Source organism: Dongia sp., from assembly GCF_041909655.1.
Classification (GTDB): Bacteria; Pseudomonadota; Alphaproteobacteria; order Dongiales; family Dongiaceae; genus Dongia.
The window spans coordinates 126,322-141,184 of the sequence record NZ_JAYRDA010000004.1; the positions used below are offsets into that span (position 1 = coordinate 126,322).

General features: G+C 62.1%; 14 protein-coding genes. 4 read left to right on the forward strand and 10 right to left on the reverse strand.

Annotation, left to right across the window (positions count from 1 at the left end):
* Window positions 1–3: 3 nt before the first annotated feature.
* Entirely contained in the window at window positions 4–948 is a 945-nt protein-coding gene (locus tag ACE3PR_RS09520; protein ID WP_374371031.1) for an ABC transporter permease, read from the reverse strand.
* A gap of 73 nt (window positions 949–1,021) precedes the next feature.
* Window positions 1,022–2,587, reverse strand: a complete 1,566-nt coding sequence (locus ACE3PR_RS09525) for an ABC transporter substrate-binding protein (RefSeq protein WP_374371033.1) — start codon at window positions 2,585–2,587, stop codon at window positions 1,022–1,024.
* Between the two features lie 289 nt (window positions 2,588–2,876).
* Between ACE3PR_RS09525 and ACE3PR_RS09530 the strand changes: the two genes are divergently transcribed.
* The gene (locus ACE3PR_RS09530; RefSeq protein WP_374371035.1) at window positions 2,877–3,782 is read left to right on the forward strand and encodes a carbon-nitrogen hydrolase family protein; all 906 of its coding nucleotides are present in this window, start codon (window positions 2,877–2,879) and stop codon (window positions 3,780–3,782) included.
* An 18-nt stretch (window positions 3,783–3,800) separates the two neighbouring features.
* The gene (locus ACE3PR_RS09535; protein WP_374371038.1) at window positions 3,801–4,880 is read left to right on the forward strand and encodes a cupin domain-containing protein; all 1,080 of its coding nucleotides are present in this window, start codon (window positions 3,801–3,803) and stop codon (window positions 4,878–4,880) included.
* Here the strand turns inward: ACE3PR_RS09535 and ACE3PR_RS09540 are convergent.
* From ACE3PR_RS09540 to ACE3PR_RS09570, 7 genes are read right to left on the reverse strand one after another with little or no spacing between them, the layout of a single operon-like run.
* Window positions 4,877–6,388 carry an FGGY-family carbohydrate kinase gene (locus tag ACE3PR_RS09540; protein WP_374371040.1) on the reverse strand — a complete coding sequence of 504 codons (1,512 nt, stop codon included), beginning with the start codon at window positions 6,386–6,388 and terminating at the stop codon, window positions 4,877–4,879. The genes ACE3PR_RS09535 and ACE3PR_RS09540 overlap by 4 nt on opposite strands.
* A gap of 12 nt (window positions 6,389–6,400) precedes the next feature.
* On the reverse strand, window positions 6,401–7,198 hold the full coding sequence (locus ACE3PR_RS09545; RefSeq protein ID WP_374371042.1) for a BtpA/SgcQ family protein: 798 nt from the start codon (window positions 7,196–7,198) through the stop codon (window positions 6,401–6,403).
* A 26-nt stretch (window positions 7,199–7,224) separates the two neighbouring features.
* Entirely contained in the window at window positions 7,225–8,346 is a 1,122-nt protein-coding gene (locus ACE3PR_RS09550; protein ID WP_374371044.1) for an ABC transporter ATP-binding protein, read from the reverse strand.
* 11 nt (window positions 8,347–8,357) lie between these two features.
* On the reverse strand, window positions 8,358–9,257 hold the full coding sequence (locus tag ACE3PR_RS09555; protein WP_374371047.1) for a carbohydrate ABC transporter permease: 900 nt from the start codon (window positions 9,255–9,257) through the stop codon (window positions 8,358–8,360).
* 27 nt (window positions 9,258–9,284) lie between these two features.
* Window positions 9,285–10,562 (reverse strand): sugar ABC transporter substrate-binding protein, encoded by a 1,278-nt coding sequence (locus ACE3PR_RS09560; RefSeq protein ID WP_374371049.1) that lies wholly within the window; start codon window positions 10,560–10,562, stop codon window positions 9,285–9,287.
* Between the two features lie 45 nt (window positions 10,563–10,607).
* Entirely contained in the window at window positions 10,608–11,420 is an 813-nt protein-coding gene (locus ACE3PR_RS09565) for a carbohydrate ABC transporter permease (RefSeq protein ID WP_374371051.1), read from the reverse strand.
* 8 nt (window positions 11,421–11,428) lie between these two features.
* Window positions 11,429–12,205, reverse strand: a complete 777-nt coding sequence (locus tag ACE3PR_RS09570; RefSeq protein WP_374371053.1) for an SDR family NAD(P)-dependent oxidoreductase — start codon at window positions 12,203–12,205, stop codon at window positions 11,429–11,431.
* Window positions 12,206–12,355: 150 nt separating this feature from the next.
* Here ACE3PR_RS09570 and ACE3PR_RS09575 point away from each other — a divergent pair, with 150 nt between their 5' ends.
* Window positions 12,356–13,180: a DeoR/GlpR family DNA-binding transcription regulator gene (locus ACE3PR_RS09575; RefSeq protein ID WP_374371056.1), complete on the forward strand. Its 825-nt coding sequence runs from the start codon at window positions 12,356–12,358 to the stop codon at window positions 13,178–13,180.
* 1 nt (window position 13,181) lies between these two features.
* Complete coding sequence (locus ACE3PR_RS09580; RefSeq protein WP_374371058.1) at window positions 13,182–13,853, forward strand: dimethylsulfonioproprionate lyase family protein; 672 nt, start codon at window positions 13,182–13,184, stop codon at window positions 13,851–13,853.
* A 142-nt stretch (window positions 13,854–13,995) separates the two neighbouring features.
* On the opposite strand, the gene ACE3PR_RS09585 is transcribed toward ACE3PR_RS09580, so the two are convergent.
* Window positions 13,996–14,802, reverse strand: a complete 807-nt coding sequence (locus ACE3PR_RS09585; RefSeq protein WP_374371060.1) for a DUF72 domain-containing protein — start codon at window positions 14,800–14,802, stop codon at window positions 13,996–13,998.
* Between the last annotated feature and the right edge of the window lie 61 nt (window positions 14,803–14,863).

The following is a 14,863-nucleotide window of genomic DNA, read 5'->3' on the forward strand; positions in this document are numbered from 1 at the left end:
CTGTCAGAGCGAGCTGCGGACACGGGGATCCAGCCAAGCGACCAGGAGGTCGGCAACTAGGGTTATGAGGACATAGACGGTTGTGATGACGAGCACAGCGCCTTGCACCACAGGGAAGTTGCGATTCATCACCATGTCGTAGATGAGCTTGCCGACACCCGGCCGCGTGAAGATGATCTCGGCGAAGACGGTGCCGGAGAGGAGGCCGCTGAAGCCGATGCCGATCAATGTGATGGTGGGCAGCACCGCGACCTTGAGCGCGTAGCGGAAGATGACGGTCCGTTCCTGAAGGCCGAAGGCGCGGGCGGCGCGGATGTAATTCTCGTTCATCACCTCCAGCATCGAGGCCCGCACCATGCGGGCGAGATAGCCGACCCAGCCCAATCCGACCGCGAAGGCCGGCAGGATGAGATGGCTGACCTGATCGCCGAAATCGCCCTCGTCGCCGGCACCGATCACCGGCAGCCATTTCAGGATGACGGCGAAGACCAGCAGCGACCAGATCGAAACCAGGAAGGAAGGAATAGCGATGGTGGCGACCGAAAGCACGCCCGTCACCCGGTCGAACCAGCTATTGGGCTTCACCGCCGAAAGGCAGCCGAGCGGAATGCCGATCAGCGCCGCCCAGAAGAGCGAGACCGCCGCCAGGATCAGCGTGTAGGGCAAGGCCTCCAGGACGATGGTGGTGACGCTGCGGTTGGAAAAGACGTCGGCGCCGAGATCGCCGCCGAGGGCCCCCGTAAAATAGACCCAGAACTGGACGAATATCGGCTCGCCCACATGCATCTTCTCGGCATAGCGCGCCATGGCTTCCGGCGTCGCGCGCGGCCCCAGCGCGATCTTGATCGGATCGCCGGGGATGAGATGGAGCAGCAGAAAAAGCGCCAAGAGCGCGCAGAGCACGATGACGACGGAGAGAGCCAATCGCTTGAGTAGGTACGAATGCATCGTGCCGAAAACTCCTGAAACACAGGCGATGCGGCAGCGATCAGGCTGCCGCATCGCCGGTTTCAGATCATGATCAAGCCGGGACGAATTCGCGCACGACCATTTCGCCGGACGCGATCACGCTGATCTTGAGGTCCGACCGGTGCACGAAGGTTTCCGGCTCATGGTTGATCCAGACATAGGCGCCGGTATCTTCCATGATTTCCTGCATGCGCAGATAGATCTCGTTGCGCTTGGCGGGATCGGCTTCGGTGACACCCTGTTTGTAAAGGCTGTCATATTCCTCGCTCTTCCAGCGCTCCCAGTTCCAGACGCCGATCTGGTCGCTGGTGAACCAGGTGGTGGCCTCCTGCGGATCCGGCGAGGTGCCGAAGCGCATCAGCCAGATTTCGAGGCTTTTGTAGCCATCGCCCTTGGATTGATCGCCCATTTCCCAGAACGGGCCGGAATCGACCGGGATGACCTTCACGGTGATGCCGATCGCCTGAAGCTGCGCCTGGATGATCTGCGCGGCAAGGATGCGTTCCTGGAGGTTGAGGGTCTTCAATTCCAGTTCGAGGCCGCTCACGCCGGCTTCGTCGAGCAACGCCTTCGCCTTCGCCGGATCGAAGGTATATTTGGTTGCCTTGCGGTGACCGACCAGACCCGGACAGATGATGCCGTTCGACTTCTCGGTGGTGCCGGAATAGGCACCCGCGATGATCTGGTCGGCATCGATGGCGTGCTGGATCGCCTGGCGCACCTTGATGTCGGCGAGCTTCGGGTTCTCGGTGTTCATGCCGAGCCACATGTATTGGAGTGCGCCGGCCACATGGATGGCGCTGTTCTCCGGCATCTTCTCGACATAGCGCGCATGAGTGGCGGGGGCGATTTGCGTCACCGCCACCTCGCCCGCCTCATAGGCAAGCTCGGCCGCGGAAGCCTCGGGAATGATCAGGGCTTCCACTTCCTCGAAGGCCGGCTTGGGGCCGGTCCAGTCGGGATTGGCCTTGAAGCTCAGCTTCTGCTTCGGGGTCCATTCGAAGACATAGGGACCGCAGGTCGCGGGAATTTCAGTGGTGAATTTCTCGCCCACCTTCAGCATCGCCGCCTTGCACAGGATGGCGGAGGGACCGGCCGCCAGACCCAGCATGACGAAGGGCGCGAAGGCTTGCGAGAGCACCAGCGTGCCGCTGTACTTGTCGGTCACCTCGACACGATCGAGGGCTTCGAAATTGCCCTTCCAATCGGTGGTCTTCATCCGCTCGTAGGAGTATTTCACGTCCTCGGCGGTGAACTCGCCGAAGCCGTTGCTCCACATGAAGCCGGGCTTCAGGGTGAAATCATAATGGGTGTCGTCGCGCTGCTCGAACTTTTCGACATAGATCGACGGGCGGTAGGTAAAGACGCCGTCCTTGACCTCGAAATCGACCAGCACCGGCAACAAGGCTTTCTGCGTTTCGATTTCGGACCCGCCGACCATGTAGCCGGGATCAAGAATGCTGATGTCGAGATCGACACGGATGATGAGTTTCTTCGCCTGGGCCTGCGCCTCGGCGGCGAAGAGCGGCATGCCGAAGAATCCCGCCGCGCCGAGGGCGGCGGATGTACCCAGGAACGAACGTCGGTCCAGTTTCATGCCCGATTTTTTGATGCTCATAACGCCTCTCCTGCCTGAAGTGGATGTATGGAAGCCTCGGTCACCGGGACCTCGCTTCTCTTGTCGTTTATTTGAATCGGTCGCGCCGCAGCGAGGGAGCCCACCCAGATTTGCCGGGCCGGAAAAACACCACCGCGCAATCTTGTTTCTACCTGTATACAGTTTCGGTCCGGGCCTGTAAACCGATCCCAAGGTTGCGTGCGGGGCATGGCGGGTTGCGCCGCGTTCTTGGCCTCGTTCGCCGGTTCGCTATAGTGGCCGGCGGGAAAGACAGGAAGGCAAAAGAGGCATGAGCGAGACCACTTTGGCAGCGGCGAATGTCGCGATCGTTCACAACAAGGCCCGCAACCTGCGCCGCTTCATTGAACTGATGGAAGAAGCGGCGGCACAGGGCGCCGATCTCCTGGTCCTGCCCGAGGTTGGATTGCAAGGCTATGCCGATTTCGCCTTTGCTTTGGGCGACAAGGGCGCCGCCGAGCAAAAGCAGTATTACTTCCGCGAAGCCGAAACCATTCCGGGTCCTGCGACCGAGGTGATTGCGGCGGCAGCGCGGCGGCTCAATATGTATGTGCAGGTGGGCCTCGCGGAATCCGCCCTCCATGGCAACGTGATCTATAACAGCGTCGCTTTCATCGGGCCGGAGGGGTTGGTCGGCACCTATCGCAAGGTCCATAGCCATTGCGACTATCCCTATTTCTCGCCCGGCGAGGACGCGCCGGTTTTCGAGACACCCTTCGCGCGCATAGGCAGCATCATCTGCTACGACATGTGCTTTCCGGAATTCCTGCGGTCCTATTACCTGCGCGGCGCGGAGCTGATCCTGAATTCCACCGCCTGGCCGATGGGCGGCCATGACCGCGCGCAAGACTATCCCGGCTGGGCCATGGACCTCAGCGCCAAGGCCAATGCCTTCTTCAACCAGGCCTGGCTGGTGATCTCGAACCATTGCGAGAAGGGCGCCTATTCCCAGAACGTCGATTATTACGGCGGCTCGCAGATCGTCGACCCCTATGGCAAGGTTGTCGCCTATCGAGGCGAGGACGAGGGGCTGGTCATCCACCGGGCCGATTTGCGCGCCGTGCAGTTGAAGTCGCGGACGGAAGCGTTCTATGGCATGAATCTGCTGCAGGACCGGCGCCCGGAACATTACGGCCCGGTCACCGACCAGAGCTATCGCCGGATCGGCCGGCCCTAACCGCCCCAAGAGACCCGCATGCAGCAGCCGAATATCCGTGTCGCGCAAATCGTCATTCCCTGCCGCGACCTTGCCGCCAACCTCAGATTCTTCACCGAGCGCCTGGGCTTTCGCGTCAACATGATCGTGCCGGCGGACGCGCCCGCAATCGCGGTGATCGGCGGTCACGGCACGATCCTGCGGCTGGAAGCCGATCCGGAAGCGGCGCCGTCGACGCTCACCCTGCGCCTGCTCTGCGATCTCAGCTCTCTGCCGGCGGAAACGCCGCGGCAATTGACGGCGCCCAACGGCATGGCGGTCGAGCTGGTCGAAGCGCAGCCGGCGATGGTGGTGCCGGAAGGGATTCAGGAATTTGTGTTGAGCCGCAACAATGACGCGAAGGCTTGGGGCACGGGACGCGCCGGGATGCAATACCGCGACTTGATCCCGAGCCGATTGGGCGGGCGTTTCATCGCCTCGCATATCCGCATCCCCGAAGGCGGCCCGGTGCCGGATTATGTGCATTTCCACAAGGTCCGATTCCAGATGATCTTCTGCAAGACCGGCTGGGCGAAGCTGGTCTATGAGGATCAGGGCGAACCCTTTTTGCTGGAGGCCGGCGATTGCGTGCTGCAGCCACCGGAGATCCGCCACCGCGTGCTGGAATCCTCGGCCGGGCTCGAGGTGATCGAAATCGGCTGCCCGGCGGTGCATGAAACCTTCGCCGATCACAACATGGCCTTGCCGACCGGGCGCCTGTTGCCCGAGCGGGATTTCGGCGGCCAGAGATTTGTGCGTCACATTGCGGCCAAGGCGAGATGGGTGCCCTGGTGCCTCGCCGGATTCGAGGCCCGCGATATCGGCATCGCAGCGGCGACCGGCAAGCTTGCCGGCGTGCGGGTGGTGCGGCCTTTGGCGGGAGCGAAACGCGTCGTGGGTCAGCATGGGGGCGAGTTCATGTTCCTCTTCGTCCTCAAGGGTAGCCTGGATCTCGACCTCGACGGCGAAGGCGCGCATCGCCTCAACGAGGGCGATAGCTGCGTGCTGCCGCAGGGCGCGCGTTATGCGCTGACCGCCGCGGCCGATCTCGAATTCCTCGACGTGACCCTGCCGGGCTAGAGCCGGGCGAGTTCCGGATAGAGCGTCTTCAGGCGTTCATAGAGCTCGCGCCACAGCCGGTATTTCCGATCGAGTGTCACGGCGTCGGCGGCTTGTGGGATGAAGGTCCGGCCCGGCGTCACATAGCGCGCGATATCGGCCCAGTCCTTCAGCACGCCGATTCCCATCCCCGCCACGAAAGCGGCGCCCAAAGACGAGCCGGGATGCCGATCGATGCGCGTCACTGGGCGGTTGAGGGCATCGGCGGCGATCTGCAGCCAGAGATCGCTGGCGGCACCGCCATCGGCGGCGAAGACGCGCGTGACGCTGAGCCCGGCATCCTCGAAGGTCTCGACATGATGGCGGAAACCAAAGACGACGCCTTCCAATGCCGCGCGCCAGACATGGCGTATGTCGTGGTTGAGGCCGAGGCCGACCAGGGTACCGCGTGCCGTCGGATCGTTGAGTGGCGTCTTCTCGCCGAGGAAGTAAGGGAGAAACAGAACGCCGCTCGCCGCATCGATTTCGGCTGTGCGGCTGTCGAGCCATTGATGGATCGAGAGCCCGGCCGTGCGCGCCGCTTCCAGCTCGCCGCCCGCCCAGTTCTTCACGACCCAATTCAGGAAACTGCCGCTCGACGCCATGCAGCCATTGGGAAAGAAGAGACCGGGGACGATGTGATAATCGAGGAACAGGCGGCGATCGGCGACAGGCTTGTCCGAGGAGAGCAGGATATCGCCGGCACCGCCGAATTTGAGGACCAGATCGCCGTTGCGCGCGGCGCCGCAGACGAAAGCGGAAGCCACGTGATCGGCGCAGCCGGCAACGATCGGCGTGCCGGCCTGAAGACCGGTATGTGCCGCAGCTTCCGCCGTGAGGGTGCCGACGATTTCATGGCTCTTGCGGATCGGCGGCAGGAGCTTCGCGTCGATTCCGGCGAGGGCGATGAGATCGGGATGATAGGTGCCGGTCGCGAGGCCGACAAAACCGGCTTCCAGCGCCCAGTTGTGTTCGACCTGAATCTCGCCGCAAAGCTTGGCCGTGATGTAATCCGAGGCGCCGACCACGTGGCGCGCCTGGGCAAAAGCCGCCGGTTCGTTCTCGCGCAGCCACATGAGTTTGGGCCCGACCAGTTGCTGGCTATAGCCGGTGCCGGAGAGGCCGAGGAATTTCGCCTCCGCCATACCCTGGCGGAAACGCGCCAGTTGATCGGTGGCGCGGGCATCGTTCTGCTGGATGCTGCGGTGGAGCGGGTTGCCGGCTTCATCGAGCAGGATCACGGTCGGCAGCATGCCGGTGACGCCGATGGCGGCGATGTCACCGGCATTGATGCCGCTTTTTTGCAACAAGGCTCGGCAGATCGCGCCGACATTCGCCCACCACTCCCCCGGCGCCTCCTCCGACCAATTGGCATGGTCGGAATAGAGGGTGACCGGGCGGCTTTCCACGGCAAGCGCGTTGCCGGCATCGTCGATGACGATGCCGATGGTGGAGGTGGTGCCGATATCGATGCCGATCAGATAGGCCATGAGGTCTGGATCTCAGCGGATCTTGGCGACCTTGTCCATGAATCGCTTCACGCGATCGCCATCCACGGCCTTCCACGTATCGCCGCCCAACTTGAAATGCGTGCCGACGATGGCACCGTCGCCGATTTTGAGAATATCGGCGACGTTGTCGCTGTTGACGCCGGTATTGGCGAAGACGGGCGTATCGGGGAGTGCATCCTTGGCCAGCTTCAGATTGGCGGTCTCGACCGCCTGGCCGGTCATCGGACCGGAGACGAGGACGATGTCGGCCAGCGAGGAGAAGACGGCGCTTTTGGCGCGCGCGGCGATCGAGCGGTCACCCATGGGCGAGGCGAATTCGGCATTGATGTTGAACATCAGCTTCATGTCGCTGCGGTTGCAATCGGCGCGCAGGCGCAAGGCGGTCGCCGCATCGGGCGCCCAGATGCCCATGTCGGAATCATAGACGCCGGTGAAGATCTCGCGCACGAAGCGGGCGCCGCTGGCGATGCCGAGGCTGACGCTGGCCACTGGATCCCAGAGATAATTGACGCCGAAGGGGATCTTGATGCTGCGCTTCAACTCACCGACCGCAAAGGACATGGCGGCCAAGGATTGCGGCGAGGCCTTCAAGAGATAGGGTCGGTCGCCTTCATTGCCGAACATGACGGCATCGACGCCGCCCGCCTGCAGGGCGGCGATGTCGGCGGCGGCAAGATCGATGATCTTCTGCATGCCGCCATCCTTGTCATAGAGCGGCGAGCCGGGGAGCGGGGCCAGATGGATCATGGCGATGATGGGCTTGTGGCTGCCGAAAGTTGTCTTGAGCATGGTTCTGTCTCTGCTTTCTGGAATTGTCAGGCCATCTGCGGGCGGGCGAGCACCTGGCCCGTCGCCGCGTCGAAGACATGCATTTGGGTGAGATCGTAATGGAGGGTGAGATCGGTGCCGGGGCGGGCCAGAAAATCGCGCGGCATGCGCGCCTGAATTTCCGGACCGCCCATGCCACCCAGTTCGGCCACCAGGATCACTTCCGGTCCCAGCAACTCGATGGCGACGGCGGTGAGCTGCACCGCAACCGAGCTGTTGCCCACAGGCGTCAGATGAAAATCCTCGGGCCGCAAACCGATGGTGACCTCGCGCCCGGCACGGCTGGCATAAGCTGGGCGGAAGGCCGCGGGGATGGGAAGGCGTGCGCCACCGGCGATGGCGAAGAGTTCGCCCTGCCCGCTTCCCTCGAGCCGGCCGGGGAAGAGATTCATCGGTGGGCTGGCGAGGAAGCCGGCGACGAAGGTGTTGACGGGATTGCGGTAGACTTCGAGCGGGGCGCCGACCTGGACGATGCGGCCGTCCTTCATGATGCAGATGCGCTGGCCCATGGTCATGGCCTCGATCTGGTCATGGGTCACATGGATGATCGTGGTGCCGACCTTGTGATGGAGCTTGATGAGCTCGGTGCGCATGGCGGCGCGCAATTTCGCATCGAGATTGGACAGCGGCTCGTCAAGCAGGAAGGCCTTGGGCTCGCGCACCAGGGCGCGTCCCAACGCCACGCGCTGACGCTGGCCGCCGGAAAGTTGCGCAGGCTTGCGCTCAAGAAGCGGGCCGATGCCGAGCATGTCGGAGATCGCGTTGATGCGCCGCGCGATCTCGGCCTTGTCGATGCCGCGCAAGCGGAGGCCGAAGCCAAGATTTCCGGCCACCGTCATATGCGGATAAAGCGCGTAATTCTGGAAAACGATGGCGACATCGCGGTCGGCGGGATCGACATCGTTCACGCGCCGGCCGTCGATGAGGAGATCGCCCTTCGAGATCGATTCGAGGCCGCCGATCATGCGCAAGGTGGTCGACTTGCCGCAGCCGGAGGGGCCGAGGAAGATCATGAATTCGCCATCCTTGATCTCCAGGCTGATATCGTCGACGGCGACGACGGCATTGCCGTAGATCTTGCTGACGTTTCGTAACTCGATGCCGGCCATGAAGTGGTTCCTTAGCGAATCGCGCGCATGTAGCGATAGAGATAGGCGGTGAGGCCGAGAATGGCGGTGAGCAGGATGATCGACATGGCGGAAGCCTCGCCGATATCGAGGCCGACGAAGGCCTTGCGGTAGATGAAATAGCTCAGGAGATCGGTGGCAACACCCGGCCCGCCCCGCGTCATGATGTAGACGAGGTCATAGGTCTTCACCGCGAAAATGAGGCGGATGAGGAGCGTCACCACGATGACCGTACGCATCATCGGCAAGGTGATGTGGATGAAGCATTGGAAGGCATTGGCGCCGTCGACCCGCGCCGCCTCGTAAGGTTCCTTCGGCAGCGAGGCAAGGCCCGCCAGCAGCAGCACGATCATGAAGGAGACCTGATGCCAGATATCGACCATGATCACAGTCCAGATCGCGATCTTGGTATCGCCCAGCCAGTTGACCGGACCGAGGCCGATCGTGGACAGTAGATAGTTCACGATGCCCAGATTGGGATGCAGGAACATGCGCCAGATGAGGCCGACGATGACCGGGTTCATCAGTAGCGGGCAGAGCAGGATCGCATAATAGATCGGCTTGAATCGCTCGACCTTGTTGAGCATCAGGGCGACCGCGAAGCCGATCACGAATTCCAGCAGCACGACGCCGATCACGAATTTGATCGTGAGCCAAGCAGAATGCCGGAACTCGGCATCGGCGAAGGCGAGGCGAAAATTCTCGACACCCGTGAAGACGTCGAAATTGGGCGCGATCAGCGTGTATTCGTGGAGGCTGGTATAAAGCGCGGAAAGGACGGGAAAGAGGATGATCAGAAACAGCATTGTCAGGCTGGGTGCCGCCAAGGCATAGCCGAACCGGGCATCGCGCCGGTCCGCTGCATTGGCCTTCATGCCCGAGATGCCGATCATTCCTGCTTCCTCGTCCCTTTACCTGCGTTACTTCAGCTTGCCGTCTTTTTTGGCGAGTTCGGCCATTTCGGCCTCGATCGCCGCCAGAGCATCGGCAGCACTCTTCTCGCCAGCGACCGCCAGGCTCAGCTCACGGCCCAGCACTTCAACGAGCTGCGGCGTGTAGGTGAAGACCGGGAAGTTGTGGCTGGTGAGCAGCATCTGCTTCAGCGCCGGGAAATAGGCGTATTTGGCATTGAGATCGGGATCGTCGAAGACGTCGGTCCTTGTCGGCGAACCGCCGGCCAGAGCGCGCTTCTTGGCGATCTCTTTCGATTCCACCCATTTCAGGAAGGTCCAGGCGGCATCGGGATTGGGGCTCGATTTCGGAATGGCCCAACCCCAGGCACCGTTGAGGCTGCCGCCCTTGTCCGGCGTCGGCCCCGGCACCGGCATGATCTCGACCTTGCCGACCACGGCGGATTTGCTGGGATCGTCATAAGCCGGGCGGAAGAAGTTGTAGGTGATGTAGCTATAGGCCTTGCCCTGGGCCATCACGTTGAAGGCTTCGTCGAAGCTGAAGCTCGCGGAACCCACCGGGCCGAACTTGTCGATCGCGGTCTTGTATTGCTCGACCGCCTTGATGCCGATTTCGTTGTTGAGCGTCGGATTCCAGTCGGCATCGTGATACTCGCCGCCATTGGCGAAGAGATAGTTCGACCATTCCATGGCGATGGGATCCGGGCGGAGACCCTGGTTGACCACGCCGTGCATGCCGTCCTTGGTGAAGAATTCGACCTGCTTCAGATATTCGTCCCAGGTCGCCGGGACTTTCAGATCCATGCCGTATTTCGCCTTGAAATCGGCCTGGTTCTTCGCATCCGCCAGAAGATCGGTGCGATAGGTGAGACCCATCGCATAATTGTAGAACGGCAGCATGTAGGTGGTGCCGTCGACCTGGCCCACCAGATCCATCAGCGCCGGGATATAAACCGAGGTGTCGACATTATCGGCCTTGATCCGGTCGTCGAGCGGTTGCATCCAGCCGGCCTTCGCGAATTCGCCGACCCAGTAGAAATCGACCACGATCGCCGAATAGCTGCCCTTTGGCGCCACCAGCTGCGGCACCAGCTTGGTGTGCATTTCGGCATAGTTGACGACTTCGAGATTGACCTCGATGCCGGTTTCCTTGGTGAATTCAGGTATCAGATCCTTGACGAATTGGGTGTCGGGGACACCTTCCATCAGGATGTTCACGGTTTCCGCCGAGGCATTGCCGGCAAAACCTAGGGCCACGACCGAGCCCAGAAGCAGTCTCTTCAACATTTTTCCAACCTCCCTCTTATCGGCCCCGGACATCTTCTTCACCGGTCACTTCAGGGCACCCAGCGACAGGCCTTTGATCAGGTATTTGCGCAGGAACGGCAGCAAGGCGAAGACGGGCAGCAGCGAGACCACCGTGGCCGCGGCCAGGGGCGCGATCTCGACACCGGCATGGGTTTCCATGCTGGCAAGACCGATCGGCAGGGTCTGCGTATCCGCACCGCTCAGCACGAGCGCGAAGAGAAATTCGTTCCAGCTCAGAATGAAGCCAAGGAGTCCCGCGGCAAGGATGCCGGGTGCCGCCACGGGCACGGCGATCTTGATGAAGGCCTGCCAGCGCGTGGCGCCGTCGATCCGCGCCGCTTCCTCAAGACTCGCCGAATCGCCCTCGAAGAAGGAGACCAGCATCCAGGCGAGGAAGGGCAGACTGATGGTGAGATGGGCGAGGATGAGCCCCAGATGCGTCTGCATGAGGCCGGTCGAGAAGAACAGCGTGAAGAGCGGCAGCACCAGGATGATCGGCGGCAGCATCTGGCTGGCCAGCACACCGAGGCGCAGGAACGCCCCGCCCGTGTTGAAGCGGGCGAAGGCATAGGCCATGGCGGTCGCCAGCGGCAGCGAGATCGCGGTCGAGGCAAGCGCCACCAGAAGACTGTTCAGGAACCAGCGCTCGAAGGGATAGACCGAGAAGATCTCGACATAATTCTCGAGCCCGACATGGCCGATCTCGGGCGGGATTTTGTAGGCGGTGAGCTTGTCGGTGAGGCTGACGCGGACGACCCAGATGAGGGGCAGCAGGATGGCAAGCGAGAAGATCGAGAGAACGACATGCGGCAGAAAGTTGCTCCATCTCGCCCGCATGATCTGCCTCAATCCATCCGGACGCCGCCGGTGACGTTGAGCGCCTCACCGGTGATGAAGCCAGCAAGATCGCTGGCAAGGAAAAGCACGGTCTTGGCAACGTCCTCGGGCTGTTCGAGACGGCCAAGCGGTGTCTGGTTGATGTAATCGTCGATCACCGCCTGCGGTGTCATCTTGCGCAAGGCGGCTTCCCATTCCACCTCGCGCGATTGCATGCCGGTCTTGACGAAACCGGGGCAGACGCAATTGACGCGGATGCCGTGCTCGGCCATTTCCCGCGCCAGAGCCTGGGTGAAGCCCACCACGGCGAATTTGCTGGCGGAATAATGGGCGAGCCAGGGGGCACCCCATTTTCCGGCTAGGGATGCCGTGTTGACGATGACGCCCTTGTTGCCGGTCGCCAGAAAATGCCGCACGGCCGCCTGATTGGTGAGGAAGATGCCCTTGGCATTGACGTCGAAATTGAAATCCCAATCGGCATCATCGAGATTGACCACCAGCTTCATTGAGGAGACGCCGGCATTGGCCGCCAGCACGTCATAACCGCCGAAGGCAGCGACGACCTTGTCGAAGGCGGCCGCAACGCCGGCACGGTCGCGCACATCGATGGCGACACCGATATGCTGGGGTCCGAGTTCCCTGGCGGCGGCGATGGCGCCGGCTTCATTGAGATCGGCGATGGCAACCCGCATCCCCGCCGCGGCAAATTGCCGGGAGATCGCAAGGCCGATACCCGTGGCACCACCGGTGACGATGGCACGTTTTCCCGCGAGGTCGTTGAGCATCCCTGTCAAACCTATCGTTATCGATCATTTATGATCGATTTCGGTCATTATTGACTGTCACAGAGTCGAAATCAAGGGCAATCGCGCTGGATTTCTTCGGCTTGAGCGTTATTATGATCGAAATTGATCATCAATAATTGCACGGGTTTCATGACCGAACGTCCTATGAAGGTTAGCCCCGAGCGACGCGGCGAGCGCATTCCGCCCAATCTGCGCGACACCGTCCTGCGCGATCTGGTGGAGCGACGGGGCTTTGCCACGGTGAGCGAGATCGCCGGCGAATTGGGTGTCTCGGAAATCACCGTGCGACGCGACCTCACCCGCCTCGAAGGCCAGGGATTGCTGCTGCGGACCCATGGCGGGGCGGTCGCGGCGAAGCTCGGCAGCGCCGAATCCTTCGATCTGGACGAGCCGAATTTCGAGGCACGGCGCCGGCGCCAGGGCGAAGCGAAGGAGAGAATCGGGGCCGCCGCCGCCGCTTTGGTACGGCCGGGCGCCACGATCGGCATCGATGTCGGCACCACCGCGCTGGAGATGGCGCGGCAATTGGCGAGCCGCGCCGACATCAAGATCTTCACCAACAATGTGCGCGCGGCGACGCAGCTTTCCGAAGGGCCAGCCTCGGTCTATCTGCCGGGCGGGCAATTGCGGCCGAAGGAATTGGCAATCTACGGCACGATGGCTGTCGACCAGCTCAAACAATATTGGCTGGATCAGGCTTTTCTCGGCATTTCCGGCCTCACCGACCAGGGCATGTTCGATTATTCGCTGGAGGATACCGAGATCAAACGCGCCTATATCGAGCGCGCGACACAGATCATCGCCCTCTGCGATTCATCAAAATTCGGCCGGCTCTCCATGGTGCGCGTGGGCACGCTGGAGGAACTCGACACGCTCATCACCGATGCACCGCCGCCGGCCGCCTTGCGCGCGGCCCTGGACGCGGCGGGTGTCGCGATCATCGTGGCGGCCTGACATGCGGCGGGAGGATGCCACCCTCTTCCACCTCACCGAAACGATCGACCGGCATCTTGCGCAATTGCCGGCAATGAGCCCGGGTATCGCCGATGTGCGCGCTGCCTTGGGGGCGTTCCGGGGAAAGATCGGCGCGCGAGGCGCGGCACCGCGCCGGACAATACCGGCCTGCGGACATCTGGAGCAGGCTTTGACGCTCACCCGGCAGCAATCGGGCGCGGCCCTTGGTGCGGCCATTGCAGCGGCACTCCCGGAGCTTGACTGGATCAGCTATGACGCCTATCCGGCGGCGGAGATCGGCGCCTATTTTCCGAAACAGCATGCCTTTGCCAGCCTCGCCAGCCTTTACGACCCCGCTTACGCGCTCGATTTCGATCTCGGCCTGCTGCTGATTGCGCCGCATACGCTCTATCGCGATCACCGCCACAAGGCGGCGGAGCTTTATCTGCCGCTGACCGGCCCCACGCGCTGGCGCTTCGGCATTGATGCGCCGTGGGAGATTCGGCAGACCGGCGAGCCGGTCTGGAACCCGCCCCAGCAACTGCATGCCACGCTGGTGGATGACGTCCCGCTGCTCTGCCTCTATGCCTGGACCAAGGACGTCCATGAAGCGGCGCAAGTTGTGCCGGCGCCGGATTGGGCGGGGATCGAGGCGGATCTGGCCGGGCGGTAGTATTCACATCTTGTCGGAAACAACTCGTTCCTGCTCGCTGTCATCCCCCGGCTTGGCCGGGGGATCCACGAGTTACTTCCTTCAGTCACGCTGAAACTCGTGGATGGCCCGCCTAAAGCGGGCCATGACAAATAGACTGCGGCTATGACACCCGTTCGATGAGCGCCATCGCGGCCAGCGGGTTCGCGACCTTGTGGCCGCTGATGACGTAGAGATAGACATCGCGGGGTGTCACGGGCGGCTTATCCTTTGAGGCGAGTTCCAGTTCCTTGGGCGCCTTGCCGGCGGCCCAGAGCTTTGCGCGTTCCGCCCAGCTATCCAGCGCCTTCTTCGCATAACCCTTGGCCTCTTTCTCCTGCGTGCCCATGGCGCGGATATAGACGAAGGGCGCCGTCACATCGGCGATCATCGGGTAGTCACTATCGCCGGCAATGACCACCGCCACCTCGTGCTGGCGTGCAAGGGCGATGAATTCGGCGCATTTGAAGCTGTCATGGCGGACTTCGACGGCGTGGCGGATTTTCAGCCCATCGATTTTTTTCGGCAGCAAGGCCAGGAAGGCGGCGAAATCCTCGGCGTCGAATTTTTTGGTGGGCGCGAATTGCCAGTTGAGCGGGCCGAGCTTCTCCTTGAGCTCGGTCACACCGCTTTCGAAGAAGCGCTCGATCGAAGCACCGGCTTCGGCCAGCACCCGCCTATTGGTGGCGAAGCGCGGACCCTTCAAGGCAAAAACGAAACCCTCCGGCGTCTCATCGCGCCATTTGCGGAAACTCTCAGGTTTCTGCGAGCCGTAATAGGTGCCGTTGACCTCGATCGAAGTCAGTTTGCTGCTGGCATATTCCAGCTCGCGCTTCTGGGCGAGTCCGTCTGGATAGAAGGTGCCGCGCCAGGGTTCGAATACCCAGCCACCAATGCCGACCCGAATCTGCACACCCGCTTGCCCCGCCATGACATGACCTCGTCTGCTTTTCCGCGAGGGGCCAGCATGGCGCATCAGGGGCGGGGATTTC

Excerpts from the sequence above, each read along its gene's own strand:
- ACE3PR_RS09530 (WP_374371035.1), top strand. The coding sequence starts at position 2,877 with ATGAGCGAGACCACTTTGGCAGCGGCGAATGTCGCGATCGTTCACAAC.
- ACE3PR_RS09520 (WP_374371031.1), bottom strand. The coding sequence starts at position 948 with ATGCATTCGTACCTACTCAAGCGATTGGCTCTCTCCGTCGTCATCGTG.
- ACE3PR_RS09560 (WP_374371049.1), bottom strand. The coding sequence starts at position 10,562 with ATGTTGAAGAGACTGCTTCTGGGCTCGGTCGTGGCCCTAGGTTTTGCC.
- ACE3PR_RS09550 (WP_374371044.1), bottom strand. The coding sequence starts at position 8,346 with ATGGCCGGCATCGAGTTACGAAACGTCAGCAAGATCTACGGCAATGCC.
- ACE3PR_RS09565 (WP_374371051.1), bottom strand. The coding sequence starts at position 11,420 with ATGCGGGCGAGATGGAGCAACTTTCTGCCGCATGTCGTTCTCTCGATC.
- ACE3PR_RS09540 (WP_374371040.1), bottom strand. The coding sequence starts at position 6,388 with ATGGCCTATCTGATCGGCATCGATATCGGCACCACCTCCACCATCGGC.
- ACE3PR_RS09585 (WP_374371060.1), bottom strand. The coding sequence starts at position 14,802 with ATGGCGGGGCAAGCGGGTGTGCAGATTCGGGTCGGCATTGGTGGCTGG.
- ACE3PR_RS09545 (WP_374371042.1), bottom strand. The coding sequence starts at position 7,198 with ATGCTCAAGACAACTTTCGGCAGCCACAAGCCCATCATCGCCATGATC.
- ACE3PR_RS09555 (WP_374371047.1), bottom strand. The coding sequence starts at position 9,257 with ATGATCGGCATCTCGGGCATGAAGGCCAATGCAGCGGACCGGCGCGAT.
- ACE3PR_RS09580 (WP_374371058.1), top strand. The coding sequence starts at position 13,182 with ATGCGGCGGGAGGATGCCACCCTCTTCCACCTCACCGAAACGATCGAC.
- ACE3PR_RS09570 (WP_374371053.1), bottom strand. The coding sequence starts at position 12,205 with ATGCTCAACGACCTCGCGGGAAAACGTGCCATCGTCACCGGTGGTGCC.
- ACE3PR_RS09535 (WP_374371038.1), top strand. The coding sequence starts at position 3,801 with ATGCAGCAGCCGAATATCCGTGTCGCGCAAATCGTCATTCCCTGCCGC.
- ACE3PR_RS09575 (WP_374371056.1), top strand. The coding sequence starts at position 12,356 with ATGACCGAACGTCCTATGAAGGTTAGCCCCGAGCGACGCGGCGAGCGC.
- ACE3PR_RS09525 (WP_374371033.1), bottom strand. The coding sequence starts at position 2,587 with ATGAGCATCAAAAAATCGGGCATGAAACTGGACCGACGTTCGTTCCTG.